This is a genomic window from Micromonospora sp. NPDC003816 (assembly GCF_042874705.1).
Taxonomy (GTDB): Bacteria; Actinomycetota; Actinomycetes; order Mycobacteriales; family Micromonosporaceae; genus Micromonospora.
Genome location: NZ_JBIANP010000002.1, coordinates 599,704 through 626,337, shown reverse-complemented (window position 1 = coordinate 626,337; position 26,634 = coordinate 599,704). Strand labels below are relative to the sequence as shown.

Here is a 26,634-nt window from a genome sequence, read left to right as displayed (position 1 = left end):
GTACGACGTGGAGTTCGCAGAGGTCGTCCGGCGGCGCCGCATGGTGCGCAACTACGACCCGGACCGTCCGGTCCCGCCGGAGGTCGTGGAGCGGCTGATGGACCACGCGGTCCGCGCCCCGTCGGCCGGCTTCTCGCAGGGCTGGGGTTTCCTGGTGCTGGAGGAGCCGGCGGACCGGAAGCGGTTCTGGGCGGTCAGCACCCCGGAGGACGGCGGTACGGGACGCTGGCTGACCGGGATGCGGCGGGCTCCGCTGATCGTGGTGCCGCACGCGAACCGCTCCGTCTACCTCGAACGGTACGCCGAGCCGGACAAGGGCTGGGAGGACCGGTCGACGGACCGCTGGCCGGTGCCGTACTGGTTCGTCGACACCGGATTCGCCGCGTTGCTGATGATGCTGACCGCCGTGGACGAGGGGCTCGGGTCGTGCTTTTTCGGCATCCCGCCGCAGCGGTTGTCGTCCTACCGGGAGGCGTTCGGCGTGCCTGAGGCGTACCACCCGATCGGCGCGCTCACGATCGGTTACCGTGCCCCCGACCACCGGTCACCATCTTTGCGTCGGGGACGCCGTCCGGTCGACGAGGTCGTCCGTCGGGGCCGGTGGAGCTGACCGAAAACGCCGGTTCGTCCGGTGCGGAACTGGACGACCGGTGGCGAAACTGGCATCAAGGAGCAGAACGTGGGGTGCGTGCTGCGGCTACGCTGGCACGGTCACGGGCGCCGCGGCACGCGGCGCCCCGCCGCGACCCGGCCCGCGAGGGCGTCGTGGTTCGGCCCGACCAGGGGGAGGAGCGTGCCGTCGTGATCTTCAGAGCGGTCCGGGACGGGTGTCCCTACCCGCAACACAATCTGACCCTCAAGCAGTGGGCGGAGATCCCGCCCCGGCCGCTGCGGCTGGATCAGCTCATCACCACCAAACGGGAGTTGGCGCTGGACAAGCTGCTCGCCGAGGACTCCACCTTCTACGGTGACCTGTTCCCGCACGTGGTGCAGTGGAACGGCGGCCTCTACCTGGAGGACGGCCTGCACCGCGCGTTGCGCGCCGCCCTGCAACAGCGCAACCAGATCCACGCCCGGGTGTTCGTCCTCGCCGAAGCGATCGAGTGACCCGGCACCTCCTGCTGAGCCTTCGTTAGGGTGTGGGCGTGGACCTGCTGGACCTGGACTCGTCGCTGACCGAGGAGGAGCGGCAGATCCGCGCCGTCGTGCGGCGGGTGGTGGACGAGCGGGTACGCCCGCACGTAGCCGGCTGGTACGAGGCCGGTGAGGTGCCCGCCCGCGACCTGGCCCGCGAGTTCGGCGCCCTCGGTCTGCTCGGCATGCACCTGACCGGGTACGGCTGCGCCGGCTCCACGGCCGTCGCGTACGGGCTGGCCTGCCTGGAGTTGGAGGCCGGCGACTCCGGCGTCCGCTCCCTGGTCTCGGTGCAGGGATCGCTGGCCATGTACGCCATCTGGCGCTACGGCAGCGAGGAGCAGAAGCAGCGTTGGCTGCCCGCGATGGCGTCCGGCGAGGCGATCGGCTGTTTCGGGCTGACCGAGCCGGACCATGGCTCCGATCCGGGGTCGATGGCCACCCGGGCCCGCCGCGACGGCGACGACTGGATCCTCCACGGCACCAAGATGTGGATCACCAACGCCCCGATCGCCGACGTCGCGGTGATCTGGGCGCGCACCGACGACGGCGTGCGCGGTTTCGCCGTACCCATGGACACGCCAGGGGTCACGGCGCGCGAGATCGGCCGGAAGATGTCCCTGCGCGCCTCGGTGACCGGGGAGATCGCGCTCGACGACGTCCGGCTGCCGGCGGACGCCCGGCTGCCCGAGGCCATCGGGTTGAAGGCGCCGCTGGGCTGTCTGACCGAGGCCCGGCACGGCATCGTCTGGGGTGCGCTCGGCGCGGCCCGGGACTGCCTGGAGACCGCCCTCACGTACGCGACCACCCGCACCCAGTTCGGTCGCCCGCTGGCCGGTTTCCAGCTCACCCAGGCCAAGCTCGCCGACATGGCGGTCGAGTGGCACAAGGGCTACCTGCTGGCGCTGCACCTCGGCCGGCTCGCCGACGCCGGTCGGTTGCGTCCCGAGCAGGTCAGCGTGGGCAAACTCAACAACGTCCGCGAGGCGCTGGCCATCGCCCGCCAGTGCCGGACCATCCTCGGTGCCAACGGCGTCTCCGGCGACTATCCCGTCATGCGGCACGCCAACAACCTGGAGAGCGTCCTGACGTACGAGGGCACCTCCGAGATCCACCAACTGGTGATCGGGCAGCGGCTCACCGGCGTCTCCGCGTTCACCTGATCGCTCACGCTTCTGACCTGCGGAAACACGCGTTCGGGTGACTCGACGAGCGGCTGTCGTACCGGGGGCTTACCGTCATCACAGACAACGCGTCTGACAAGGACGGTGAGGGCGATGGCACGCGACAGCGACATCAACGAGCCCACCAGCACGTTTGCCGACCACCAGCCCGACGAGGAGAGCACGGGCCGGCCGGATGCCCCGCCCGTGCCGCCGGGCGGCGGGGGTGGTGCCGCGCGGGCCCTGCTCTGGGTGCTCGGTGCCGCGGCGATGGCAGTGGTGGTGCTGCTCGGCGTCCAGACCACCGGGCTCCTGCCGGAGTTCCGCAACCCGTTCAGCAAGGAGCAGACCGACCGCACCCAACCGGCGCTGCTGGAGTCGATGCAGGACCTCAGCCGCTACGTGGCCGCCGAGGGCAACTTCCAGGTGGTGGTCGACTTGGAGAACGACCGGCGCAACGTGCCGGACTGGCTGCTCAACCAGCGCACGCTGTTCGTCGGGTCGGGCAGCGTCGAGGCGTACGTCGACTTCGGCACCCTCGGCGAAGGCGCGATCGTGCAGTCCGCCGACGGCAAGTCCGTCGAGGTCAAACTGCCCGCCCCGCAGCTCGCCAAGACCAACCTCGACCTCGACAAGAGTTACGTCTTCGCGGAGGAGCGCGGGCTGCTCAACCGCGTCGGCGACCTGATCGGCGGCGACCCGAACCGGCAGCAGCAGGTCTATCAGCTCGCCGAGGACCGGATCACCGCCGCCGCCCGGGACAGCGGCCTGAACGCCCGTGCCGAGGAGAACACCCGCAAGATGTTGACCGGCCTGCTCGGTTCGCTCGGCTTCGAGCAGGTCACCATCACCTACACCGCTCCCTGACCCACCGCACTTGCCCCCGCCCCGCCGGCTGTCGCCTAGACCTGCTGGCGGGGCGGTCGGTCGTCCCCTCCAACCCCTCCGACGGGAGGGGGCGAGGCAGCAACTTCATGGTTGTTGCTGCCTCGCGGGTGGTGTGAGGCAGCACTATCCATGAAGTTGCGTGGACAGGGCCCGGGGCGCCCCGCCGGTGACCGGGGACGGGGCGTCGCGGACGGGGCGGGACCGATCAGTGGCCTGCGGCCCAGTGGCCCGGTCCTCGGCGGCCGGGGACTCGGTGGCCTGCGGTTCAGCGTGGTCTGCGGTTCAGCGTGGCCGGCGGTTCAGTGGCCTGCGACGAGGTAGCGGTCCTCGTTGGGCATGATGATCCAGAGTGCCAGGTAGATGACGACCTGAGTGCCGGGCAGCAGCAGCGACAGCAGGAACAACAGCCGGATCATTCCGGCGGAGGTGCCGAAGCGCTGGGCCAGGCCCGCGCAGACTCCGGCGAACATGCGCCCCTGCCGGGGCCGGACCAGTTTGCGACTCATGGTGGTACTTCCCCTCTGCGGCGATCCGCCGCTCCATGTCATCAACGCTAGGAGCGGATGACCCCCGCGCCCTCGCCCGCGAGAACGAACCTCACCGCGCCCACCCGTAGGTACTTACCCGCGACCGCACCGGCCACCCCTCCCCGAGCAAACCCCGACCCCCGCGTCGATCAAGGACCCGTGGCGAGGCTGCCGTCGTGGTGCGTCCCGTCGTGGTGCGGCCTGTCGATCAAGGACCCGTGGCGAGGGTTCGTCGATCAAGGAGTTGCGGTAGGCGCGAAAGGTGCAAACCAGCCCGGAACCTCGACCACAAGTCCATGATCGCCGGGCCGGGCCGGGCCGGGCCGGGCTAGGCAGGGCCGGGCTAGGCAGGGCCGGGCTAGGCAGGGCCGGGCCGGGGAGGGTCGGGCGGTGGGGTGCGGGGTGGGGTGGGGGGAAGGCGGTGGGGGTACGGTCGGTGGGTTGGGCGCTCTACCAGGGCGTTTGGCGGGCCGCGTCCGGATGGGGGCGGCCACCTCTTTCGGCGGGCCGCTGACCGGTGATCCCGGGGCAGGGCGAGGAAGTGCAGTCATGATCAGTGTGTTCGACCTTTTCAGCGTGGGCATCGGGCCGTCCAGCTCGCACACGGTGGGACCGATGCGGGCGGCGCGTACGTTCGTCGCGGGGCTCAAGGCCGATGGTCTGCTCGCGGACGTGGCCCGGGTACGGGCGGAGTTGTTCGGGTCACTCGGTGCCACCGGGCACGGGCACGGCAGTGATCGGGCGGTGCTGCTCGGGTTGACCGGTGAGTCGCCGGAGACGGTGGACACCGACGGGGTCGACGCGCGGGTGGCGTGGATCCGGGAGCAGGGTCGGCTGGCGCTGCTCGACACGCACGAGATCGACTTCGAGTGGGACCGGGATCTCACGTTGCACCGGCGGCGGTCGTTGCCGTACCACCCGAACGGGATGGTCTTCGCGGCCTTCGACGCCGGTGGGGCCGAGGTCCGGACGCGGACCTACTACTCGGTCGGCGGCGGGTTCGTGGTGGACGAGGCGGCGGCCGGGGCGGATCGGATCAAGCCGGACGGTACGCCGGTGCGGTATCCCTTCCTGACCGGCGTGCAACTGCTCGACGTGACCGCCTCGACGGGGCTGTCGATCAGCGAGGTGATGCTCGCGAACGAGGTGTCCTGGCGGGCCGAGGCGGACGTACGAGCCGGGCTGCTGGACATCTGGCGGGTGATGCGCGAGTGCGTGGAGCGCGGCTGTTCCCGGGACGGCACGCTGCCGGGCGGGTTGAAGGTGCGCCGCCGCGCGGCCGAGCTGCGCCGCAGCCTGGAGACCGACACGGTGGTGCCGGACGGGGATCCGCTGCACGTGATGGACTGGGTGACGCTGTTCGCGCTGGCGGTCAACGAGGAGAACGCGGCCGGCGGCCGGGTGGTGACGGCGCCGACCAACGGTGCGGCCGGGATCATCCCGGCGGTGCTGCACTACTACACGCGGTTCGTGCCGGGAGCCTCCGACGAGGGGGTGGTGCGGTTCCTGCTGACGGCCGGGGCGATCGGCGTGCTGTTCAAGGAGAACGCGTCGATCTCCGGGGCCGAGGTGGGCTGCCAGGGCGAGGTCGGTTCGGCGTGTTCGATGGCGGCGGCCGGGTTGGCTGAGGCGCTGGGCGGTACGCCGGCCCAGGTGGAGAACGCCGCCGAGATCGGCATGGAGCACAACCTCGGGTTGACCTGTGACCCGGTCGGGGGCCTGGTGCAGATACCGTGCATCGAGCGCAATGCGGTGGCTAGCATCAAGGCGATCACCGCCGCTCGGCTGGCGTTGCGCGGTGACGGGGTGCACGCCGTGTCGCTCGACAAGGTCATCAAGACCATGCGCGAGACCGGTGCCGACATGAAGGTCAAGTACAAGGAGACGGCGCGCGGCGGCCTCGCGGTCAACGTGATCGAGTGCTGAGCGCACGACCTTCACCGGCTGCTAACCTGTCGTCCGTTCAGCAGGCGGGAGACGGCGGTGACCTCTGGCGTGGGGGCGTTGTGGTCGCACCGCAATTCGCTGCGCATCCTGGTCCGGCGTGATCTCGCGGTCAAGTACCAGCAGTCCGTGCTGGGGTATCTCTGGTCGTTGATCGAGCCGCTGGGCATGGGGGCGATCTATTGGTTCGTCTTCGGCGTCCTCTACTCCCGGGACACGAACCGGCATCTCGGCGAGGCAGCCGGGTCGTACCCGCTGTTCCTGATCACCGGGATCTTCGCCTGGATGTGGACCAGCTCGGCGTTGAGCGAGGCGACCAACGCGCTGACCGGGCAGTCCCGGTTGATCACCACGATGAACGTGCCCCGGCAGGTCTTCCCGATCGGTCGGGTCACCGGGCGTTTCGCCGAGTACGCCGCCGGCCTGCCGATCCTCGGCGCCATCGCGATCTGGTACGCGGCCGACGGCAAGATCGACCCGGGGTGGTCGCTGCTCGCCCTGCCGTTGGCGGTGCTGGTGCAGGCCACCCTGCTGGTCGGGTTGGCGCTGCTGCTGTCGGCGGCGAACGTGCTGATGCGGGACGTGGAGCGGTTCATGCGTCTGGTCATCCGGGTGCTGTTCTACGCCACGCCGATCATCTATCCACTGAGCCTGGTCCGCGATTCCGGCCTGCCCGGTTGGCTCAAGCTGGGTTACGAGCTCAACCCGCTGGTCGGGATCTTCCAGCTCCACCACTCGGTGTGGTATCCGGACGAGTTCCCGGAGGCCCGGATGCTCGCCACCACCGTCGGCATCAGCCTGCTGGTCCTGGTGGTCGGCTGGTGGACGTTCCGTCGGCTCGAACCCGCCGTGCTCAAGGAACTCTGATGGCTGACGCGATCATCGAGGCGGAGGGTCTCGGCATCCGGTTCGTCCGCAACCGCCGCCGGCAGTTGCGGCTCCGCGAGCTGTTCATCCACCGGGGTACGCGTGGCGCCTCCGACGGCCGGTTCTGGCCGCTGCGGGACGTCTCCTTCTCGGTCGCGCCCGGCGAGACGCTCGGGGTGATCGGCCGCAACGGCACCGGCAAGAGCACCCTGCTGCGCCTGATCGCCGGGGTGCTGATCCCCGACGAGGGGCGGATCCGGGTCCGGGGCGACGTCGCGCCGCTGCTGGAGCTCTCCGCCGGCTTCTCCAACGACCTGACCGGCCGGGAGAACCTGTACCTGGTGGGCGGGCTGCACGGGCTGTCGTCGGGTTACCTGAAGCGGCACTTCGACGAGATCGTCTCGTTCGCCGGTGACCAGGTGGAACGGGCCATCGACACCTCGGTGCGGCACTACTCGTCCGGGATGAAGGTCCGGCTCGGGTTCGCGATCATCTCTCATCTGCCGCATCCCGTCCTGCTGATGGACGAGGTGACGGCGGTGGGCGACGCCGAGTTCCGCAAGAAGTGCTACACGACCATCGATCGTCTGCTCGGGGAGGGGCGCACTCTGGTGCTGGTCTCACACAACGAAAAGGACCTGACCCGGTTCTGTCGTCGGGGGCTCTTCCTCGACGGCGGCCGGTTGAGCGTCGACGGCACCATCGCCGAGGCGCTGGCCGCGTACCACGACGCGGTTCCCCGGTGACCCTCGCGATCGTGCTCGCCGCCGGTTCGTCGGCCGCGAGCCTGCCGACGGAGACGGTGCCGGGCGGCTCCCTGACGGACCGGCTGGCCGAGCAGTGGCGCCGGGCCGGGGTGGCCGACGTGCGGTTCGCCGCGTCCCTGGACGAGGTGGCGGACCTGGCTGCCACGGCGGGTGGCCCGGTGGTGCTCAGCGGTGTGGACCTGGTGGCGCACACCGCCGTACTGCGGCATCTGGTGACCAGCCCGGTCGGGCCGACCGTGGCGCTGGTGCTCACCGATCCGCCCACCGGCGGTCGGACGGCCGTCCGCGAGGAGCGCGGCCAGGTGGTCGACGCCGGTCCGGTCGAGCGGCTCGACGGCGAGGCCACCGGCATCTTCGGGGGTGCGGTACGGGTCGGTCGGGACGACGTACCGGCGCTGGTCTCCGCAGCCCGTGCGGCCGACGGCGACCGGCAGGCCGCGGGCCCGGCGGTGGACCGGGTCTTCGCGGGCCTCGCCGGGCAGGGGGCGCTGGTCTTCGCCCACCGGGTACGCCTGCTGGTCGCGCACCGGGTCGACGACCGGACCGGGCTGGCCGTCGCCGAGGCGGCGGTGGCCGCCGTCGACGAGGACCGGGCCGAGTTGCGGCTCTCGGTGAAGGAGAAGGACGACTTCTTCACCACGTACTTCGTCAGCACCTGGTCGCCGCAGGTCACCAAGGTCTGTGCCCGGTTGGGGCTGAGCCCGACGGCGGTCACCATGATCTCGGTGGTCTTCGCGGTCGCCGCCGCCGCGTTGTTCGCCACCGGCGGCCGACCGGCGCTGGTCGGCGGTGCGGTCCTGCTCTATCTCGGCTTCGTGCTCGACTGTGTGGACGGTCAGCTCGCCCGGTACACCCGCAACTTCAGCGCGTGGGGCGGTTGGCTGGACACCATGGCCGACCGGGCCAAGGAGTACCTGGTCTACGCGGGTCTCGGGTGGGGTGCCACGGCGGCCGGGTTCCGGTACGGCTGGGCGTTGGCCATCGCCGCGATGACCCTCCAGACGGTGCGGCACATGACCGACGCGTGGTACGGCGTGCTGCACGACGAGGCGGCCCGTCGACCGAAGACGGTGGGCACCGGGGGCGGCGGTATCGGTGACCGGCTGAACGCCGCGTCCAACCGGGTGCAGGCCGACTCGGGGTCGCTGTCGTACTGGCTCAAGCGCACGGTGGTCTTCCCGATCGGGGAGCGGTGGGCGCTGATCGCGCTGGCCGCCGCGCTGTTCGACCAGCGGATCGCCCTGTTCGCGGTGCTGATCTGGGGGGTGCTGGCGTTCGGGTACACGGGTGCGCTGCGTACCCTGCGGGCCCGCTGGATGTGGGTGCCGGTGCTGGACACGGTCGACGCGACCCTGCACCGCGACGACGGCCCGCTGGCCACCCGGCTGCCGGTGCTGCGTCGACCCGGGCCGCTGGTCCTCGCGGTGGTCGCGGCGCTGGCTGCGGCGGGGTTGGTGCTGGTGACGCTGGTGGGCGGCGTGGGTGACGGCAGTGATCCGGCGCCCTGGCTGCGGTGGGCGGCGGTGCCGGTGGTGCTGCTGGTCCTGCTGGCCGCTGCGGCGGGGACCGGGGCGGCGCACAACGGGCCGCTGGACTGGCTGGTACCGGCGGCGCTGCGGGCCGCCGAGTTCCTGTTCGCCGTCGCGGTCGGGGTGATCGGCGGCGCGCCCGCGTGGCTGATCTTCGGGTACGTCTTCGTGCTCACCCTGCACCACTACGACCTGGTCGCCCGGCTGGAGAAGCGGCAACCCGCGCCGCCGCTGCACTCGGCCACGCTGGGCTGGGAGGGGCGCTCGGTGGTGCTGGCGCTGACGGCGATCGCCGGAATCGTGAGTATTGGTCTGGCTACACTCGGTATCTACCTTCTGGTGCTCTTCGTGGCAAGTGTGGTGCTGGCCTGGTTCGTCCGGCCGAGCCGTCCCACCCGGGCTCCGGCGGGTACACGACAAGGCGCGACGCTCTGACGGGAGGCCGGGACGATGACGCTGATCAGCTTCGTCGTCCCGGCCTTCCGCGTGCAGGGCTACCTGCGGGAGTGCCTGGACTCGATCCTCGGCCAGCCGATCGCCGACATCGAGGTGATCGGCGTCGACGACTGCTCGCCGGACGCGGTCGGGGACATCCTCGACGAGTACGCCGCCCGCGACGACCGGGTCCGGGCGATCCGGCTCGATCACAACGTCGGGCTCGGTCCGGCCCGCAACGTCGGGCTGGACCTGGCCGTCGGCGAGTACGTCTGGTTCGTCGACGGTGACGACTGGCTCGCGCCGGGTTGCCTGGTCGAGGTGGCCGCCCGCCTGCGCGAGACCCGCCCCGACGTGCTGCTCGTCGACCACGTCCGCACGTACTGGGACGAGCGGGTCAGCGCCAGCGCGATGGCGGAGGTCTTCCCGGAGCCACCCGGGCCGGAGACGTTCCGGCTGGCCGAGCGGCCGGAGACGCTGGACCTGCTGCACACCGCCTGGAACCGGCTGCTGCGCCGGCAGTTCCTCGCCGACGTCGGGCTGCGCTTCGCCCCCGGCTGGTACGAGGACGTGTCGTTCAGCTACCCGGCGCTGCTGGCCGCCGACCGGATCGGCGTGCTCGACGTGGTCTGCGTCAACTACCGGCAACGACGGGCCGGGGCGATCACGAAGACCCAGGGCGAGCGGCACTTCGAGGTGTTCCACCAGTGGCGCCGGGTGTTCCAGGAGCTGGACCGGCTCGGTGCCGAGGACCTGCGGCCGGCGGTCTTCGCGCGGATGATGTGGCACTACCTGACCGTGCTCGGCACCGACGAGCGGATCCCGGCCGACCTGCGGCCCACCTTCTTCGCCCGGATCACCATCGAGCACGCCCGCTTCCGCCCGCCCGGCGGCCACCCGGTCCCGGACGGCATCGACGGGCTCAAGCACCGGCTGGTCGCGGCCGGTCGCTGGCGGACGTTCAGCGCGCTGCGGGCCACCGGACGCGCGGGCGAGACGGCGCGTCGGGTCGCCCGCCGGGCCCGACGCCGGGTGGGCCCACCGGCACGTCGGGGCGTACGCATTGCGCGGGACGTCGCGCTCCGTGAGTTCCAGCGGGTCGAGCGCCGTCGACCGGTGGACGAGAACCTGGCCGTGTACGCGGCGTACTGGTACCGCGGGTACGCCTGCAACCCGGCCGCCGTGTACGAGGCGGCGCGGCGGCTAGCACCGCACGTGCGGGGTGTCTGGATCGTGCGGCGGGACCGGGTGCATACGCTGCCCGACGGGGTCGAGTACGTGGTGGCGGGTACGCCCGCGTACCACCGGGTGCTGGCCCGCGCCCGGTGGCTGATCAACAACGTCAACTTCCCCGACTCGGTCCGCAAGCGGCCGGGCACGGTGCACGTGCAGACCCACCACGGCACCCCGGTCAAGGTGATGGGGCTGGACCAGCAGCGGTACCCGCTGGGCGCGACCGGCATGGACTTCGCCGGGCTGCTGCGGCGGGTGGACCGGTGGGACTTCTCGGTCAGCGCGAACAGCTTCTCCACGCAGATGTGGGAGCGGGCCTATCCGGCCGCGTACACGACTCTGGAAGTGGGTTATCCGCGCAACGACCGGTTGGTCACCGCGAGCGCCGAGGAGGTCCTGCGGCTGCGCGCGGAGCTGGGCGTCGGCCTCGGCGAGCGGGTGGTGCTGTACGCCCCGACGCACCGGGAGCACCTGCCCGGATACCGTCCGCCGTTCGACCCGGAGCGGTTCCTGGAGGCGCTCGGCCCGTCCGGAGTGCTGCTGATGCGCAGCCACTACTTCCACGACCGGGACCGCCGGACGTCCGGCCCGCGCAGCCGCGCCAGGATCCTCGACGTCAGCGACCATCCCCGGGTCGAGGATCTCTATCTCGCGGCGGACGTGCTGGTCACCGACTACTCGTCGGCGATGTTCGACTACGCCGTCCTGGACCGGCCGATCGTCGTCTACGCGCCGGACTGGGACGCGTACCGGTTGACCCGGGGGGTCTACCTCGACGTCACCGCCGAGGCGCCCGGTGCGGTGGCGCGGACCTTCCCCGGACTGCTCGACGTGTTCCGCTCCGGCGCGCTGGAGACGCCGGAGGCCGACCGGGCGCGGGCCGCGTTCCGGGAACGCTTCTGCTCACTGGAGGACGGGCACGCCGCCGAGCGGGTCGCCAGACGGGTCTTCCTGGGCGAGACGGCCCTCTGAGTCCCTCTTTCCGGGCAATCGCCGTCATTCGATGGACCGTAATAGGTCTGTCACGATTCGAACATGGCACGTTTACCCGATGTGCTCGCCGCATGATCCTGGCGACAGTCATTCCGGGTTCGCCGACGAGCTGGGGGAGGAGACGGTGACAACCGTCGCGCTCAAGGATGTGACAAAGGTCTTCCGGGACGGCACCGTCGCTGTCGACACCATCAATCTCGACGTCAACGACGGCGAGTTCCTGGTGTTGCTCGGGCCGTCCGGCTGTGGCAAGTCCACGGTACTCCGGATGATCGCCGGGCTGGAGGAACCGACCACGGGCGCGGTCATGCTCGACGGCGAGGTGGCGAACGAGCTGCCGCCACGGGAGCGGCGGATCGCGATGGTCTTCCAGGACTTCGCCCTCTATCCGCACATGAGCGTCAACGACAACATCGCCTTCCCCCTCAAACTGGCCGGCGTCGAACCGGCCCCGCGCGGCGAGCGGGTCACCGACGTGGCCAGCGCCCTCGGCATCGGCGACGTGTTGGCCCGACGTCCCGGCCAGCTCTCCGGCGGGCAGCGGCAGCGGGTCGCGATGGGTCGGGCGATCGTCCGTCGACCCGGTCTGTTCCTGATGGACGAGCCACTGTCGAACCTGGACAGCGGGCTGCGCGCCGAGCTGCGCGCGGAGATCTCCGGTCTCACCCGCGAGCTGGGCGTCACCACCGTGTACGTGACCCACGACCAGGCCGAGGCACTGACCATGGCCGACCGGGTCGCCATCATGCGCAAGGGCGTCCTCCAGGACGTCGGCACCCCCACCCAGGTGTACGGCCGCCCGGCCACCCTCTATGTCGCCGCGTTCCTCGGCAGCCCCCGGATGAACCTGCTGGAGGCGTCGGTCTACGTCCACCTCGACCGGTACATCACCCTGACTCTCGGCGATCAGGCCCTCTATCTGCCCTGGAACGACATCCGCAGTCGGGCCGTGGCGCATTACCACGGCGAGCGGATCGTGGTCGGCATGCGGGCGGAGGCGCTCACCCCGGTCGCGCCGGACACCTCCGGAGACGTGCTCCAGGGTCGGATCCGCTACCTCGAACACCACGGTCACGAGTCCCTTGCCTTCCTCGACATCGGGGCCTCGGCGATCGTGGTCGACGAGGTCGGTGCCCCGGCTGACGGCGACGCCCCCCTCGGTCAGCGCGGTCTGCGCCGGTTCGGCCAGATGATGCAGCGGTTCACCGGCCGGGTCGCGGTCGACCAGGGCGGGCAGGGCGCGAACGGCAGCACCGGCACCAGCATCCTGAACGATCCGGGCCGCCACCACCGCCGCCCGGCCGAACTGGCCGTCCGGTTGGCGCCGTACCCGGCGGTCTCCGCCGGACACTCGCTGAGCGTCAAGGTCCGCATGGACGCCCTGCACTTCTTCGACGACCGGGGCGACCGCATCGACGTCGGCTGGCGCTGACGCAAGGAACGCGCCGCGCCGGCTGGCGCCGATGTAAGGAAGGGCACCTTATTAACGCCTGCGGTATAGCACGGGTCCCCTGCTAACGCGCCGCCACGAGCGGCTCGCGGATGACCGGCCGCTAGCACGGCTCGACGAGTGGGCGGCGGTAGGGGGACCAGGCGACGAAGCGGGTGAACAGGTCCCGTGGAGTGGGGCCGTCGTCGGGGTTGAGGCGGTAGAGGTCGCGGGTGGCCTCGTAGAAGAGACCCGACAGATAGATCGACAGTCCGACCTCGTTGGGGCCGTACTCGGTCTTCAGCAGGATGCGCGCGGTCGCGCACGGCCACGGGTGCCCGCAGGCCCGGCAACACCACATCGGGCGCAGCGGGGTGTGCGGCTTCTCGTGCAGGGGGTACGCCCGAGGCCGGTCCGGCGTCGGCCCGTCACCCGGTTGCGGCAACTGGTGAGTGATCATCGAAAACTCCTCTGCGCGGTTGCTGCGCTCCCGGCGGAGCGGCTGACCTGGGCCGGGGCCCGTCCAAGCGGGGGACGAGCGGACGGGCCCCGACAGAAATCCCCACGATCTGCCGCAATCGGGGAACTTTCTACGTGACAGTCTGGTGAGGACACCACTACTTTCGGAAGGGAATCACCCCCCACCAGCCCGGCCGTACGAGCCGGTCGTCACCGAAGTGCAGAGGTGTGCAGATGGATCGGTTACCCATGTTGGAGCTGTTCGCCGGTGAGTTACGCCGGCTGCGGACCAAGGCGGGCCTCTCCCAGGAGGCGCTCGGCACGCAGATCAGCTACTCGGCCTCGCTGGTGGCGGCGGTCGAGCAGTGTCGCCGGGCGCCCCGGGAGGAGTTCACCGTGCGCTGCGACGACGTCCTGCACGGCGAGGGGCTGTTGGTGCGGGTCCGGGAGGCGATCCTCAAGGAGAGCCTGATGCCGTGGTTCCGCGAGTGGGTCACGATCGAGCAGGAGGCGACCTCCCTGTGCAGCTTCCAGCCGTTGGTGGTGCCGGGCCTGCTCCAGACCGAGGGGTACGCCCGCGCGCTCTACGAGGGCGCGAGCCAACTCTTCGGCGACCAGGTCGAGGCGCCGCTGGCCGCCCGGCTCGCCCGGCAGCAGGTGCTCGCCCGGCCCAATCCGCCGCTGCTGGTGGCGGTCCTCGACCACACGGTGCTGGAGCGCCCGGTCGGCGGGCCGAAGGTGATGCGGGAGCAGTTGCTGCACCTGGTGGAGGTGGGGCGTCGGATCAAGGTGCACCTGCACATCGTGCCGAAGGGGGTGGGCGCCTATCCGGGGCTCAACGGTGCCTTCGTGATCGCCACCCCGCCGGAGGGCGACGACATCGCCTACCTCGACAACCAGATGCGCGGCAGCATCGTGGAGCGCACTGTGGACGTAAACTCCCTGCGGCAGAACTGGGAGGCTGTCCGGGCCGAGGCGTTGCCCCAGGGAGCCACCCTCAAGATGATCTCGGAGGCGGCGGAAGCATGGACCTGACCGGTGCGATCTGGCGCAAGAGCACCCGCAGCAGTGGCAACCAGGGCGACTGCGTCGAGGTGGCCGACAACCTGGCGCAGGTCGTCGGCGTGCGCGACAGCAAAGACCGGCAGGGGCCGGTGCTCACCTTCACGCCCGAGACCTGGCGAGCCTTCGTGGAGTCCACCAAGAGCCGCTGACCCCGCTCCGTCGCGTGGCCTTGTCGGTTAAGTTACTTACCGGTAGCGTGCGGGCATGACCATCGACTCGCGGCAGGTGGCAGCCGCCATGCTCCAGGCGGTGCCCTTCGCCCGTACGCTCGGCTTCGAATTCGTCGAGGTGGCACCGGAGGCGGAGGGCTCGGTCCGGGCCGTGGTGCGCCTGCCCGACTCGCCGGCCACCCACAACCACGTCGGCGGCCCGCACGCCGGGGCCGTGTTCACCCTCGGCGAGACCGCCTCCGGCGCGGTGGTGATGGCCGCGTTCGGCCACCTGCTCGACCGGGCCACGCCATTGGCGGTACGCGCCGAGATCGCGTACCGCAAGCTCGCCCTGGGCCCGGTGCTGGCGACGGCGCGGCTCGGTCGCCCGCCGGCCGAGGTGATCGCGGAGCTGGACGCCGGCGAGCGACCGGAGTTCCCGGTACGCGTGGAGATCGCCACCGACGAGGGCAAGCCGACCTCGGAGATGACCGTCATCTGGACGCTGCGCCCGAACTGACGCAAGGGCCTGGTCGAGCTGACGAGGGTCAGCGGCGCTGCTGCAACGCCTCGGCGTTGCGGACCTCGTTGTCGCGGTCGCCGCTGCCGGTGGCGATCAGGGTCCGGAGGCTGCTGCCCACGTAGCCACCCCAGGCGTTCGCGCAGACGTCGTAGCACTCGTGGTGCCGGGTCAGGCCGACGTGGGTGAAGCGCAGCCGGGTGCCCTCGCCCTCCGGCGCGATGTCGAATCGGATCCGGGTGTCGGTCCACTCCTGCGGGTCGGCGGTGAAGTTGAAGTAACCCTCCACGCAGAGCCACTCGACCGTCTCGCCGGGCACGAACTCCACGATCCGGAAGCGGCACCGGTGGATGTCCTTGTAGTGGTAGGAGAACTCGGCACCGGCGACGTCGGTCGGCCCGTCGATCTCCGTCGACCACCAGCCGCGTACGTCGTTGACGGCGTCGAACACCCGCATCGGGGTCTGGTCGACCACGAACGTGGTGGTGAAACTCTGCTCGGTCATGGTTCCTGTCCTTCGATCGATGTCATTCGAGATGGGTGCGGAGGGCGGCGAGCGGGCCGTCCCAGTCCCGGGCCAGGGCGGCCAGGAACTGCTGGGCGACCTGCATCGGCGCTGATCGCAGGCGGTAGCGCACGCGGCGGCGCTCGCCCGGCTCGGCGCTCACCAGGCCCGCCTCGGCGAGCAGGGCGAGGTGCTTGGCGATCCCCTGGCGGGTGATCGGCAACCGGGCGGCGAGGTCGGTGGCGGTGGCCGGGCCGCCCTCGGCCAGGGCGGCGAGGATGGCGCGCCGGTTCGGGTCGGCCAGGGCGACGAACACCGCCTCCGCGACGGCCTCGGACGCGGGGTCAGTCATGGAGATAGGTGACCAGCTCGTCCAGCTCGCTCGCCCAGCCTCGGGTGTTGCCCGCGAACGCCACGTCGTGTTCGTCGGGGCCGAGCTGGGCGAACCCGGTCTCGACCACGGTGAGGCTGGTGCCGTCGCCGTCGGCGGTCAGGGTGAACTCGACGTACGTGCGGCGCGGGTCGTCGGCGGGCAGCCCGTGCACGGGCCACGTGTAGCCGAAGATCGTTTTCGGTTCGAGTCGCTCGATCCGCAACTGCGACCGCTCGCCGCTGTCCCAGGAAACCGTGGCGATGCCACCGACGCGCAGGTCCACCTCGGCGCGCTGACCGAACCAGGTGCCGAGCCCTTCCGCGCTGGTGATCGCCGCCCACACGTCGTCGACCGGGCGGGCTATCCGCACGGTGCGTTCGATCCGGTCGGGAAATCCCATCGTCGCACCCCTTCTGTAGCAACCAGTGGGTTGCTAAAGAAGGTATGGCAACTAAATGGTTGCGTCAACTGTTGCGGCGAACCTCGTCGGTCAGGCGACCCTGAGAAGGAGCGCGACCGGAAAGGACACGGTTCGCCGTCTCATTGCGACCGCCTCAGGGCGACTCGACCGGTGACGGCCATCAGGACGGAGCAGACCGCTATGAGTGCCAGCGTGATCCAGGGAACCGTCCGGACGACGGCGCCGTCATCCGCGAGCATGGGCAGGACCACGTTGATCGCCGCCCCCAGGGCAACGAGAGCCAGCAACGCGATGCCGGTGCTCGCGAGTCTGTGTGCCTCCTTCGGCGCGATGTTGCGACGCCAGCCGCCGCGTGTCAGCCGCCAGGAGACCAACATGATGAGCTTCAGCGCGACGCCGAACAGAGCGCCGAGCCAGGCCGCCACCGGCCAGAAGACCACCACGAAGAGGCCGGTCAGGCTGGCCATCGACGACATCAGCAGGGCGAGGACCAGGAGTCCCGGGTCCTTGGTGGGCTGCGTACCGGACAACGAGACTCCCCGTGATGACTCGCTTCACGATGCTTGCTGCGATCAACGTATGAGTGAGCCTCACTTCCGGCAACTTGAGGCGCGACGTGCCGAGCAGAGGACCCACTGCACGGCACGCCCGGGTCGGTCGAAGTGCGTTTGCGGGCTGGTGGCCGTGGATAGATTGGTACGGTGCTCGGCCTGCCTGACCATGTGACCGCTTGTCTCTTCGACCTGGACGGTGTGCTGACGCAGACCGCCCGGCTGCACAACGCCGCCTGGACCGAGACCTTCGACGACTTCCTGCGGCGGCACGCGGCCACCACCGGTGAGCCCTTCCGCCCGTTCGATCCGGGTCCGGACTACCACCGCTACGTCGACGGGCGGCCCCGCCTGGACGGCGTACGCACCTTCCTCGCCTCACGGGACATCACGCTGCCGGAGGGAACGCCGGAGGACCCGCCGGGCGCGCAGACCGTGTACGGCCTGGGGAACCGCAAGAACACGCTGGTGCTGGAACGGATGCGGACCGCCGGTGTGGACGTCTATCCGGGCTCGGTGGCGTACCTCAAGGCGGTACGCGACGCGGGGCTGCGTCGGGCGGTGGTCACCGCCAGCGCCAACGGCCGGGACGTGCTGGCCGTGGCCGGGCTGGAGCCACTGCTGGAGGCCCGGGTGGACGGGCTGACCGCACGGGCCGAAGGGCTGCGCGGCAAGCCCGCGCCGGACACCTTCCTCGCCGGGGCGAAGCTGCTCGGCGTCGATCCCGCGAACGCTGTGGTGTTCGAGGACGCGCTGGCCGGTGTCGCCGCCGGGAAGGCCGGCGGGTTCGGATACGTGGTGGGGGTGGACCGGGCGGGTCAGGCCGACGAGTTGCGCGCGCACGGCGCCGACGTGGTCGTCGCCGACCTCGCCGACCTGCTCACCGGGCGGCACGAATGATCCGGGAGCGGGCGTACCCGGTCGAGCCGTGGCACGTGCGGGAGACCCGCCTCGACATGGACGTGCTCGCCCAGTCCGAGTCGGTCTTCGCCCTCTCCAACGGGCACGTCGGGTTGCGTGGCAACCTGGACGAGGGCGAGCCGCACGGGTTGCCCGGCACCTACCTCAACTCGTTCTACGAGTTGCGCCCGCTGCCGTACGCGGAGGCGGGTTTCGGTTTTCCGGAGTCCGGCCAGACCATCGTCAACGTCACCAACGGCAAGCTGATCCGGCTGCTGGTCGACGACGAGCCGCTCGACGTCCGGTACGGCGAGGTGCTCGCCCACGAGCGGGTGCTCGACATGCGGGCCGGGACGCTGCACCGCTCCCTGCACTGGCGCTCGCCGGCCGGGCGCGAGGTGCGGGTGAACACCACCCGGCTGGTCTCCTTCCGGCAGCGTTCGGTGGCCGCCATCCGCTACGAGGTGGAGGTGGCCGACGGCAAGCCGCTGCGGCTGATCGTCCAGTCGGAGCTGGTGGCCAACGAGACGCTGCCGCCGCAGAGCCGCGACCCCCGGGTCGCCGCCGTGCTGGAGTCTCCGTTGGAGGCCGAGGAGGAGCTGACCACGGAGGACGGTGGGCTGTTGATCCACCGGACCAAGGTGTCCGGCCTGCGGGTCGCCGCCGCGATGGAACACGAGGTCGACTCGCCCGCGCGGACCACCGTGGAGTCCGAGGGGTACGAGGACTGGGTGCGGACCACCATCGGTTGCGTGCTGGAGCCGGGTCAGACGCTCCGAGTGGTGAAGTACCTGACCTACGGCTGGTCCAGCCGCCGGTCGTTGCCGGCCCTGCGGGACCAGGTCGGTGCCGCGCTCGCCGCCGCGCGACTCGACGGCTGGGACGGGCTGGTCCGCGAGCAGCGGGAGTATCTCGACGAGTTCTGGGACGCCGCCGACGTGGAGGTCGAGGGCGATCCGGAGGTGCAGCAGGCGGTCCGGTTCGGGCTGTTCCACGTGCTCCAGGCCGGTGCCCGCGCGGAACGTCGGCCGATCAGCGCCAAGGGGCTCACCGGTCCCGGGTACGACGGCCACGCGTTCTGGGACACCGAGATGTTCGTGCTGCCAGTGCTCACGTACACCCATCCGGCGGCGGTGCGGGACGCGCTGTACTGGCGGTTCTCCACGTTGGAGCAGGCACACGAGCGGGCCCGGACACTCAACCTCCAGGGTGCGGCCTTCCCCTGGCGCACCATCGAGGGGCCGGAGTCGTCCGGCTACTGGCCGGCGGGCACGGCCGCGTTCCACATCGCCGCCGGCATCGCCGACGCGATGCGCCGGTACGTGCTGGTCAGCGGTGACCGCGAACTGGAGCGGGAGATCGGGCTGACCCTGCTGGTGGAGACCGCCCGGTTGTGGCGGTCGCTCGGGCACCACGACCGTAACGGCCAGTTCCACATCGACGGGGTGACCGGCCCGGACGAGTACACCGCCGTGAAGAACGACAACATCTACACGAACCTGATGGCGCAGCGGAACCTCCAGACCGCCGCCGAGGTGGCGATGCGCTACCGCGACGAGGCGTTCCATCTCGGTGTCACCGACGAGGAGGCCGCCGCCTGGCGCGACGCCGCCTCGGCCATGCACATCCCGTACGACGACGAGATCGACGTGCATCAGCAGGTGGAGGGCTTCACCCGGCTCCAGGAGTGGGACTTCGCCGACACCCCGTCGGACAAGTACCCGCTGCTGCTGCACTACCCGTACTTCGACCTGTATCGCAAGCAGGTGGTCAAGCAGGCCGACCTGGTGCTGGCGATGCACTGGCGCGGGGACGCGTTCACGCCCGAGGAGAAGCTGCGCAACTTCCTCTACTACGAGCGGCGTACCGTCCGGGACTCCTCGCTCTCCGCCTGCACGCAGGCGGTGCTGGCGGCCGAGGTCGGCTACACCGAGCTGGCGCACAGCTATCTGCGCGAGGCCGCGCTGATGGACCTGCACGACCTGAACGAGAACACCCGCGACGGGGTGCACATGGCCTCCCTCGCCGGGGCGTGGATCGCGCTGGTCGGTGGTTTCGGGGGCCTTCGGGACCATGACGGGGTGCCGTCGTTCGCGCCGCGCCTGTCGAGCGGGTTGAGCCGGTTGGCCTTCTCGCTCCAGTGGTGCGGGATGCGGCTACGGGTCGACGTGCGTCCGCACGAGACGACGTACTCGCTGCACCACGCCGCGAACGACGCGTCGATGGAGGTCCGGCACTACGGCACGTCGATCCGGGTCACCTGCGACGAGGCGGTCACCGTACCGATCCCGCCGGCCGCCGACGACCTGCCGCCGCCGGAGCAGGCTCCGGGCCGGGCACCACTGCTCCGGCTCCCGGAAACTCCCACCTGAGACGCACCGCGTCGACCGGCGGACCGCCGGTCGACGCGGACCGTTCAGATCGGTTCGCCCTGGGACGGGCGGCCGGTGGCGTCGTGCGGTGCCCTCGCCCGGGGATCGTCGGCGTCACGTGCCTGGGCCGCCTCGTCCGCCCAGTCCCGTCCGCGCCGGGTGTCCTGTTCGTTCCGCTCGCGATCGGCGGCCTTCTGCACGGGCTCACGGTGGTGATGCGGCATGACGGTCCTCGCGATCTGCTCGCCGACGCCACGGGCGCCGGTCCGTCTGCGGTCCTCCGTCGGCTACCCGCCGCCTCCGGACACAAACGCGCGTGCGGTCCGCCCGCCGGGGTATGCGAGGGACCGGGAGGCGAGATGGACGTACGCGGTGGCGAGGTGACGATCCCGGCGGGTCAGGTGGAGCTCTCGGCCGACCTGCTGGTGCCGACCGGCACGTCCGGTGCGGTGCTGTTCGCGCACGGCAGCGGCAGTTCCCGGCACAGCCCCCGCAACGTCTCGGTCGCCCACCGGCTCACCTCCGACGGGCTCGGCACCGTCCTGGTCGACCTGCTCACCCGGGCCGAGGACGAGGTGGACGCGGTCACCGCCGAGCTGCGTTTCGACATCGGGCTGCTGGCCGACCGGCTGGTCGCGACCCTGGACTGGCTGGCCGCCGCGCGGCCCTTCGGCGCGGTGCCGATCGGTCTCTTCGGCGCCAGTACGGGTGCCGCCGCCGCCCTGATCGCGGCGGCGCGGCGGCCCGACATGGTCCACGCCGTGGTGTCCCGGGGCGGCCGACCCGACCTGGCTGGAGCCGCCCTGGGTGAGGTGCGCGCCGCCACCCTGCTGCTCGTTGGTGGCCTCGACGAGCAGGTCATCACGCTCAACGAGCAGGCCCGGGACCGGATGGCCGCGCCGACCGACCTACGGGTGGTGCCCGGCGCGACGCACCTGTTCGAGGAGCCCGGGACGCTGGAACAGGTGGCCGAGGCGGCGGCCGGCTGGTTCCGCGACCACCTGCGTCCCCAGCCGGTCCCGGCGTCGGGCTGAGGTCAGACCTTGCGGACCGTCCTGCGGGCACGGGACTGCGCCGTCCGCCCCCGGATGATCCTGGTCCAGCGTCGCTCCGCCGCAGCGGCCTGACGCTGCTGCTGCACGCTGTCGACGACCCGCCAGACGACGGCGGCGATCGGGACCGCGACGAAGGCGCCCGCGATGCCGGCGATGAGCGTGCCGGCGGTGACCGCGAGCAGGATCACCACCGGGTGCAGCCGGACCTGCCGCTTCATGATCAGCGGTTCGAGCAGGTTGCCCTCGATCTGCTGGACGGCGATCACCGCGCCCAGAGTGAGCAGGGCGGTGGTGGGGCCGTTGGCCGCCAGCGCCACCAGCACCGCGACCGCGCCGGCCACGGTGGCGCCGATGATCGGCACGAACCCGCCGATGAACGTGATCAATGCCAACGGGAAGGCCAGCGGCACACCGAGCAGCACCAGCGCCAGACCGATGCCGATGGCGTCGATCGCCGCGATCAGCATGGTGCCCCGACTGTACGAGCCGAGCGTGCGCCAGCCGACCCGACCCGCCTTGGCGGCGATCTCCCGGTTCGGCCCGCCCGCCCGGCGCAACGTCCAGTGCCACATCGACCGGCCGTCCTTCAGCAGGAAGAAGAGCAGCACCAGGGCGAGCAGGACGGAGCCGAACACCTCGGCCACCGTCTGCGCGCTGGCGACCGGGTCGACCTCCTGCTGGCTGACTGCCTGGCGGAGCTGGTCGACGAGGCCGTCGAGCTGCGCGTCGGTGACCGGCAGCGTGGAGGTGACGAAGTCGCGGCTGCGTTCCAGGCCCTGCCGCAACTCGTCGCCCAACTCGCTGAACTGGCCCGCGGTCATGTTCCAGACCAGCACGCCCACGCCGGACAGGACGCCGAGCAGGAGCAGGACGGTGAGCAGCGCGGCCAGTGCGGCGGGCAGGCGAAGCCGGCGCAACGCGAGCTGGACCGGGTCGAGCAGTGCGGCCAGAAAGAAGGTGACGGCCAGCGCGATGGCCAGCGGCGTGACCAGCATCGTGATCCGGGCCAGCAGGTAGAGACCGGCGGCGATCACCACCAGGCAGGCGCTCCAGACCACCGCCGTGCGCACCAGCCAGGGCAGAGCCGCCCAGGTCTGTCTCGGCCCGGCACTCCGCCGCGTCGACTCCTCGGGCTTACGCCCGTCACCCCGTGCGACCACGTCGGCCTCCTCTTCCCGGCGAGGTCGTACCCGGCCGGTGTCCGTCCGACACCGGTCCCACGCTAGGTTCCCGCCCGACGGGCCGGGGGAGGTTCGCGCTATCTGCCTGTCGCGGCAGACCCGGTCAGTACGCGGCAGCCGCCCGGCCGCGCACCACGGTCGGCATCTCGCGGGTCTGCTCGACCCCACCCAGCGCGGTCAACGGCAGCACCGACTCGCGTTCCTCGACCTGTGGCAGCAGTGCCGAGAGCGCCTCGTCGCGCAGGCTGCGGGCTGCGGCGACGGCCAGCTCGGCGGCCCGCCAGCGCTCCTGCTCCTGGGCGTGGGCCGTCTGCTGGCGTGCGAACAGGTGGTCGCGTACCGCCCGACGGAGCGCCAGCTCCTGCTCGACCGGGTGCCGCCGCGGGTCCCAGCCCCGGTGGGCGAAGACGTCGCTGAGCTGTTCCACCGACAGCTCCCGCCGCCAGTACGCCTCCATCGCCGCCCGGTGCAGCCAGCGCTCCCGGTCGGCGTACTCGGCGGGGGTGCGCGGGGTCTGCGGCAGCGGCATGCCGGTGGCGGCGGTGAGTCGGCGGACGTCCGCCTCCGCCGTCTCGTACGCCTGCCACGCCTGTTCGGCCTCGTCCTGCGCGGCGAGCCACTCCTCGCGGCGGCGGCGGGCCGTGGCGTCGGCGCGGTCGGCGGCGACGGCGACCTCCTCCGCCCAGCGGTCCTGGTCGCGCTGTTCCTCGGTGTGCTCGGTGCGACTCGGCAGTGCCGCCTCGCGGATCCGGGCGCCCGCGTCGAAGCGCAGGAGTCGTCGGGGGCGCAGCAGCAGGGCGGCGAGGGCCAGGATCACCACGCCCAGCAGGGTCAGCCAGATCACGGCGGCCCGGGGGACGTCGGGCAGGACGTAGGAGAGAGCGGTTCGCATCATCAACACCTCTCGCGGTCGGATGAGGGTCGTCGACTGGGCAAGGTCTGTGGTCGCCGAGGGCGGCGACAGGACGGCGGCGGGGCCGGACGGGTCCGCGACGGCGGTGTGCCCGGGACGCTCGGCGACGGTCGGTCGGGATCGAGGTCGGGGCCGGGTCGGCGGACGGGCGCGGGCCGGAGGGCGTCCTGGGGGCGGGCCGTCGGTCAGGCCGTCGGTGGACCGCGACGGAGCGGCTCGCCGTGGCCGACGGCGAGCCGCAGCGCGGCGGGCCGGTGGACCGTGGTGGTGCCGGCCGAGCCGGACTCGGCGGCGGGCTCGGGGTGGGCCGGCGGCGCGGTCGGCGCCGTGGGCTGCGTCGGCGACGTCGACAGCGCGGCGGACGCCCGCACGTGCTCGGTGACCGGTGCGACCGTGCCCGGCCAGGTCGGCACGTCGGCGGTGACGGACCAGGCGCGATGGTCGGCGACGGCATGGGTCGGCTGGTCGTCGGTCGGGCGCAGTGGCAGGTCGGCGACGGCCGTGCCGAGGCCGACCGCCACCACGAGGGCGGCCAGTGCCAGCCGGGTCAGCTCCCGCAGCGTACGCAGCGTCGCCGGCCACAGGGGACGGGCGAGCACGGCGGACGACACGTGTTCAACCTATCGTTTCGGTGCGGAGAACGCATTGGCGCAGCCCCCGTCGGGTCGGTGAACCACGCCACGTCGTCGACTGTGGACGGTCAGCGATCGCCGCTCGCGGTCGAGGGCGCGTCGGTGAAGAGGGCGAGCAGGTCGCCGATGTGGCGGTCGGCCTCCGCCGGGTGACGGAACCGCCCGGCCGGGTTGAGGGTGTACTCGTTGCGGCGGCCGACCCGGGTGCGGTGCAGATAGCCGCCCGCCTCCAGGTCGGCGACGATCGCCTGGGCGGCGCGTTCGGTGACCCCGACCTCACCGGCGACGTCGCGCAGCCGGGCGGTGGGGTTGCGGGCGATGGCGAGCAGCACGTGCGCGTGGTTTGTCAAGAAAGTCCAGTTCCGGGTGCTTTCTCGCTCGTCTGAGGTCGCCATGCCCGCCATCGTATGGCCTGCCCCTGACGTACTCGGGCTGCGCCCGCACCCGCCCGCGCCGGTTGGCAAGCGTTCTGGAATACATGAAATGCAGATCACGCATAGCTTGACGCGCCTTGCGCTGCGTGTGACGGTTGGTGGCAGCCCGTGGCCAGCGCCGGCCGGGATGACCAGGCATTCCACCGAGAGGCGAGGTGACGCCGGATGAGTCGACCCGGAACGATCGGAGCGCAGCCCGGTCCCGAACGCGAGTACCTGACCGCTGACCTTCCCGGCTCGCGGGAGCGCGCCCTCGCCGAACTGGTCGCCGGAAACCGCCGCTTCGTCAGCGACACGCTCCGGCACCCCAACCAGAACGCCAGCCACCGGGCCGCCGTCGCCGCCGAGCAGCACCCCTTCGCGGTGATCGTGGGCTGCTCCGACTCACGGTTGGCTGCGGAGATCATCTTCGACCGTGGGTTGGGTGATCTCTTCGTGGTCCGCACCGCCGGCCACACCATCGGCCCCGAGGTGCTGGGCAGCGTCGAGTACGCGGTGAGCGTGCTGCGTACCCCGCTGGTGGTGGTGCTCGGGCACGACTCGTGCGGTGCCGTCCAGGCGGCCCGTGCCGCGGCGGCCACCGGGACCGCGCCGACGGGCCACCTGCGTGCCGTGGTGGACGCGGTGGTGCCCAGCCTGCGCCGGGCCGAGCGGGCGGGGATCGACGACCTGGACGCGATCGTCGACATCCACATCGCGCAGACCGTCGAGGCGATGCTGGAGTCCTCCGAGGCGTTGGCCGCCGAGGTGGCCGCCGGCGGGTGCGCGGTGGTGGGCATGTCCTACCGACTGGCCGCCGGTGAGGTGCGGACCGTCGCGGCGGAACCCGCCGAGATGGCGGGCGTGGTCACTCCGGTGGGCTGACCCTCGGGCCGCCCACCGACACGGACGACGAGGGCCGCTCCGCCAGACGGCGGAGCGGCCCTCTCAGGTCGCCGGGACGCTGCTCAGAGCAGCGACACGTGTACGTGGTCCGTGTGGTTGGACGGGCCGCTGTAGGACCGCCACCGGTTCTCGGTCGGGAACCAGATCTGCCGGTTCCAGATCACGTAGTAGATGCCGAGCCGGTCGGCGTTGCGGACCAGGAAGGCCGCCAGGTTGTTGCCGTAGATCCGGGTGTCGTCGTTGTGCCAGGGGCTGAACCCGCTGTTCTGCAACGACCAGTCACAGGCCCGGCCCTTCGGGTGCTCGAACTTGTCACCGGGCCGCCAGCAGCCGACGAAGCGGTTGAAGCCGGCCCGCTTGACCTCCTTGTACATGTGCAGCGTGCGCGGCGTGATGCAGCCCGACGTGGTCGGGTCGTTCTGGTTGCACGACTCCGCCTTCCAACTCCCGTCGGACGCGCGGTTCGGTGCCACCCGGGCGACCGGTGAGGTGGCGGCCACCAGGCCACCGGTCAGGCTCTCGCCACCGACCAGGCGGAGCGACTTCTCCGCCTCGGTCTTCTTACGCGCCATGTCGTTGGTCAGCTTCTGCTGCTCGCGGACCTCGGCGTCGGACGCGAGCTTGGCCCGGTCCGCGCGCTCCCGGATCGCGTTGACCTCGCCCAACTTCTTGTCGTTGAACAGGTTCAACTCGTCGAGGGCGGAGGCGCGGTCCATGAACGAGTCCGGGGCGTTGCTCTGCAACAACATCGCTATCGCACCGACCCGGCCGGTCCGGTACGACTGCGTCGCGATCTCGGCGACCTGCGGCCTGAGCGCTTCGAGGTCGGCCTGTGCGCGACGCAACTCGACGTCGAGCTTGAGCTGCCGCTTCTTGGACTTCTCCAGCTGGTTCTTGGCCTTGGAGAAGTCGCGGTTGGCCGACTCGATCAGGTCGTTGAGCATCGGCGGGTCGTCGTCGTGCTCGGCGGGGCTGGGTGGGTTCGGCGCGGCCATGGCCGGCAGAGGTCCGGCGAACACGGCGAACGCGGCGAACACGGCCACCACGGGGGTCATCCAGCGGCGTAGGGGTGCCGTCACTTCTTTCCCTTCCATCGACCGCCGACCGAGTTAGCTGACGGGTTCGGAACGGAAGTGGCCCCTACCGCTGACGCGGATTCACCCCACCTACCTGGGTCCCCGGCTCGCCTCGCGGCGATTGGGCGGTGGCACCGCAGGCGCCGCTGCGCGCCTTCGGCGGTGACCGGCAGTGAGGTTACCCGAGAGTCCATGTCGGTCTCTACGCCCCGAACCTGACTAGATGCGTCATTT

General features: G+C 71.2%; 29 protein-coding genes and 1 riboswitch. Of the genes, 17 read left to right on the top strand and 12 right to left on the bottom strand.

What is annotated here, in order from left to right:
- Positions 1 to 7 precede the first annotated feature (7 nt).
- The 4 genes from ACFYTT_RS08680 (at position 8) to ACFYTT_RS08665 (ending at position 3,164) form a co-directional block, all read left to right on the top strand.
- Positions 8 to 610 (top strand): nitroreductase family protein, encoded by a 603-nt coding sequence (locus ACFYTT_RS08680; RefSeq protein WP_387258257.1) that lies wholly within the window; start codon positions 8 to 10, stop codon positions 608 to 610.
- 191 nt (positions 611 to 801) lie between these two features.
- Positions 802 to 1,107, top strand: a complete 306-nt coding sequence (locus tag ACFYTT_RS08675; RefSeq protein ID WP_131055140.1) for a type II toxin-antitoxin system VapB family antitoxin — start codon at positions 802 to 804, stop codon at positions 1,105 to 1,107.
- A gap of 38 nt (positions 1,108 to 1,145) precedes the next feature.
- Complete coding sequence (locus ACFYTT_RS08670) at positions 1,146 to 2,297, top strand: acyl-CoA dehydrogenase family protein (RefSeq protein WP_387258256.1); 1,152 nt, start codon at positions 1,146 to 1,148, stop codon at positions 2,295 to 2,297.
- A gap of 114 nt (positions 2,298 to 2,411) precedes the next feature.
- Positions 2,412 to 3,164, top strand: a complete 753-nt coding sequence (locus tag ACFYTT_RS08665) for a DUF4230 domain-containing protein (RefSeq protein WP_176092415.1) — start codon at positions 2,412 to 2,414, stop codon at positions 3,162 to 3,164.
- A gap of 320 nt (positions 3,165 to 3,484) precedes the next feature.
- Here ACFYTT_RS08665 and ACFYTT_RS08660 read toward each other — a convergent pair whose 3' ends face one another.
- Positions 3,485 to 3,691: a PspC domain-containing protein gene (locus ACFYTT_RS08660; protein WP_131055146.1), complete on the bottom strand. Its 207-nt coding sequence runs from the start codon at positions 3,689 to 3,691 to the stop codon at positions 3,485 to 3,487.
- 570 nt (positions 3,692 to 4,261) lie between these two features.
- Here ACFYTT_RS08660 and ACFYTT_RS08655 point away from each other — a divergent pair.
- The 6 genes from ACFYTT_RS08655 (at position 4,262) to ACFYTT_RS08630 (ending at position 12,912) form a co-directional block, all read left to right on the top strand.
- A complete protein-coding gene (locus ACFYTT_RS08655; protein ID WP_387258255.1) occupies positions 4,262 to 5,638 on the top strand; it encodes an L-serine ammonia-lyase in 1,377 nt (458 codons plus the stop codon).
- 57 nt (positions 5,639 to 5,695) lie between these two features.
- Positions 5,696 to 6,523 (top strand): ABC transporter permease, encoded by an 828-nt coding sequence (locus ACFYTT_RS08650; protein WP_131055150.1) that lies wholly within the window; start codon positions 5,696 to 5,698, stop codon positions 6,521 to 6,523.
- Positions 6,523 to 7,269: an ABC transporter ATP-binding protein gene (locus ACFYTT_RS08645; protein ID WP_131055152.1), complete on the top strand. Its 747-nt coding sequence runs from the start codon at positions 6,523 to 6,525 to the stop codon at positions 7,267 to 7,269. The genes ACFYTT_RS08650 and ACFYTT_RS08645 overlap by 1 nt, the downstream gene beginning before the upstream one ends.
- Positions 7,266 to 9,254, top strand: coding sequence for a DUF5941 domain-containing protein (locus ACFYTT_RS08640; RefSeq protein ID WP_387258252.1), 1,989 nt, complete (start codon positions 7,266 to 7,268; stop codon positions 9,252 to 9,254). Before ACFYTT_RS08645 ends, ACFYTT_RS08640 begins: the two co-directional genes overlap by 4 nt.
- Positions 9,255 to 9,269: 15 nt before the next feature.
- Positions 9,270 to 11,459, top strand: coding sequence for a CDP-glycerol glycerophosphotransferase family protein (locus tag ACFYTT_RS08635; RefSeq protein WP_387258251.1), 2,190 nt, complete (start codon positions 9,270 to 9,272; stop codon positions 11,457 to 11,459).
- 145 nt (positions 11,460 to 11,604) lie between these two features.
- Positions 11,605 to 12,912, top strand: coding sequence for an ABC transporter ATP-binding protein (locus ACFYTT_RS08630; RefSeq protein WP_131053179.1), 1,308 nt, complete (start codon positions 11,605 to 11,607; stop codon positions 12,910 to 12,912).
- A 121-nt stretch (positions 12,913 to 13,033) separates the two neighbouring features.
- On the opposite strand, the gene ACFYTT_RS08625 is transcribed toward ACFYTT_RS08630, so the two are convergent.
- Positions 13,034 to 13,369: a hypothetical protein gene (locus ACFYTT_RS08625; RefSeq protein WP_176092420.1), complete on the bottom strand. Its 336-nt coding sequence runs from the start codon at positions 13,367 to 13,369 to the stop codon at positions 13,034 to 13,036.
- Between the two features lie 233 nt (positions 13,370 to 13,602).
- Between ACFYTT_RS08625 and ACFYTT_RS08620 the strand changes: the two genes are divergently transcribed.
- The 3 genes from ACFYTT_RS08620 to ACFYTT_RS08610 are packed head-to-tail and all read left to right on the top strand — an operon-like array spanning position 13,603 to position 15,102.
- Positions 13,603 to 14,403 (top strand): helix-turn-helix transcriptional regulator, encoded by an 801-nt coding sequence (locus tag ACFYTT_RS08620; RefSeq protein ID WP_131053177.1) that lies wholly within the window; start codon positions 13,603 to 13,605, stop codon positions 14,401 to 14,403.
- Positions 14,394 to 14,582 (top strand): DUF397 domain-containing protein, encoded by a 189-nt coding sequence (locus tag ACFYTT_RS08615; protein WP_131053176.1) that lies wholly within the window; start codon positions 14,394 to 14,396, stop codon positions 14,580 to 14,582. Before ACFYTT_RS08620 ends, ACFYTT_RS08615 begins: the two co-directional genes overlap by 10 nt.
- A gap of 55 nt (positions 14,583 to 14,637) precedes the next feature.
- On the top strand, positions 14,638 to 15,102 hold the full coding sequence (locus ACFYTT_RS08610) for a DUF4442 domain-containing protein (protein WP_387258248.1): 465 nt from the start codon (positions 14,638 to 14,640) through the stop codon (positions 15,100 to 15,102).
- Between the two features lie 28 nt (positions 15,103 to 15,130).
- On the opposite strand, the gene ACFYTT_RS08605 is transcribed toward ACFYTT_RS08610, so the two are convergent.
- The 4 genes from ACFYTT_RS08605 to ACFYTT_RS08590 all read right to left on the bottom strand — a co-directional run bounded on the left by ACFYTT_RS08605 (position 15,131) and on the right by ACFYTT_RS08590 (position 16,931).
- A complete protein-coding gene (locus ACFYTT_RS08605; RefSeq protein WP_131053174.1) occupies positions 15,131 to 15,607 on the bottom strand; it encodes an SRPBCC domain-containing protein in 477 nt (158 codons plus the stop codon).
- A gap of 22 nt (positions 15,608 to 15,629) precedes the next feature.
- Positions 15,630 to 15,959: a helix-turn-helix transcriptional regulator gene (locus ACFYTT_RS08600; protein ID WP_131053173.1), complete on the bottom strand. Its 330-nt coding sequence runs from the start codon at positions 15,957 to 15,959 to the stop codon at positions 15,630 to 15,632.
- Positions 15,952 to 16,380 carry an SRPBCC domain-containing protein gene (locus tag ACFYTT_RS08595; protein WP_387258245.1) on the bottom strand — a complete coding sequence of 143 codons (429 nt, stop codon included), beginning with the start codon at positions 16,378 to 16,380 and terminating at the stop codon, positions 15,952 to 15,954. Before ACFYTT_RS08595 ends, ACFYTT_RS08600 begins: the two co-directional genes overlap by 8 nt.
- A 140-nt stretch (positions 16,381 to 16,520) precedes the next feature.
- Positions 16,521 to 16,931, bottom strand: a complete 411-nt coding sequence (locus ACFYTT_RS08590) for a hypothetical protein (RefSeq protein ID WP_387258243.1) — start codon at positions 16,929 to 16,931, stop codon at positions 16,521 to 16,523.
- 171 nt (positions 16,932 to 17,102) lie between these two features.
- Here ACFYTT_RS08590 and ACFYTT_RS08585 point away from each other — a divergent pair, with 171 nt between their 5' ends.
- Entirely contained in the window at positions 17,103 to 17,852 is a 750-nt protein-coding gene (locus tag ACFYTT_RS08585; protein WP_387258241.1) for a beta-phosphoglucomutase family hydrolase, read from the top strand.
- The gene (locus ACFYTT_RS08580; protein ID WP_131053169.1) at positions 17,849 to 20,224 is read left to right on the top strand and encodes a glycoside hydrolase family 65 protein; all 2,376 of its coding nucleotides are present in this window, start codon (positions 17,849 to 17,851) and stop codon (positions 20,222 to 20,224) included. Before ACFYTT_RS08585 ends, ACFYTT_RS08580 begins: the two co-directional genes overlap by 4 nt.
- Before the next feature lie 44 nt (positions 20,225 to 20,268).
- Here ACFYTT_RS08580 and ACFYTT_RS08575 read toward each other — a convergent pair whose 3' ends face one another.
- Positions 20,269 to 20,448 carry a hypothetical protein gene (locus ACFYTT_RS08575; RefSeq protein WP_131053168.1) on the bottom strand — a complete coding sequence of 60 codons (180 nt, stop codon included), beginning with the start codon at positions 20,446 to 20,448 and terminating at the stop codon, positions 20,269 to 20,271.
- Positions 20,449 to 20,583: 135 nt separating this feature from the next.
- Here ACFYTT_RS08575 and ACFYTT_RS08570 point away from each other — a divergent pair, with 135 nt between their 5' ends.
- Entirely contained in the window at positions 20,584 to 21,258 is a 675-nt protein-coding gene (locus tag ACFYTT_RS08570) for a dienelactone hydrolase family protein (RefSeq protein ID WP_357211448.1), read from the top strand.
- A 2-nt stretch (positions 21,259 to 21,260) separates the two neighbouring features.
- On the opposite strand, the gene ACFYTT_RS08565 is transcribed toward ACFYTT_RS08570, so the two are convergent.
- The 4 genes from ACFYTT_RS08565 to ACFYTT_RS08550 form a co-directional block, all read right to left on the bottom strand.
- Entirely contained in the window at positions 21,261 to 22,439 is a 1,179-nt protein-coding gene (locus tag ACFYTT_RS08565) for an AI-2E family transporter (protein ID WP_387258237.1), read from the bottom strand.
- A gap of 124 nt (positions 22,440 to 22,563) precedes the next feature.
- Positions 22,564 to 23,352 (bottom strand): hypothetical protein, encoded by a 789-nt coding sequence (locus ACFYTT_RS08560; protein ID WP_387258235.1) that lies wholly within the window; start codon positions 23,350 to 23,352, stop codon positions 22,564 to 22,566.
- A 206-nt stretch (positions 23,353 to 23,558) separates the two neighbouring features.
- Positions 23,559 to 23,984 (bottom strand): hypothetical protein, encoded by a 426-nt coding sequence (locus ACFYTT_RS08555; RefSeq protein ID WP_387258233.1) that lies wholly within the window; start codon positions 23,982 to 23,984, stop codon positions 23,559 to 23,561.
- A gap of 89 nt (positions 23,985 to 24,073) precedes the next feature.
- On the bottom strand, positions 24,074 to 24,409 hold the full coding sequence (locus ACFYTT_RS08550; protein WP_131057343.1) for a MarR family winged helix-turn-helix transcriptional regulator: 336 nt from the start codon (positions 24,407 to 24,409) through the stop codon (positions 24,074 to 24,076).
- A gap of 195 nt (positions 24,410 to 24,604) precedes the next feature.
- Between ACFYTT_RS08550 and ACFYTT_RS08545 the strand changes: the two genes are divergently transcribed.
- Entirely contained in the window at positions 24,605 to 25,303 is a 699-nt protein-coding gene (locus ACFYTT_RS08545; RefSeq protein WP_131057345.1) for a carbonic anhydrase, read from the top strand.
- A gap of 83 nt (positions 25,304 to 25,386) precedes the next feature.
- Here the strand turns inward: ACFYTT_RS08545 and ACFYTT_RS08540 are convergent, their stop codons facing one another.
- Positions 25,387 to 26,403, bottom strand: coding sequence for a hypothetical protein (locus ACFYTT_RS08540; protein WP_131057347.1), 1,017 nt, complete (start codon positions 26,401 to 26,403; stop codon positions 25,387 to 25,389).
- Between the two features lie 3 nt (positions 26,404 to 26,406).
- Positions 26,407 to 26,538: riboswitch (cyclic di-AMP (ydaO/yuaA leader) on the bottom strand.
- Positions 26,539 to 26,634: the final 96 nt, after the last annotated feature.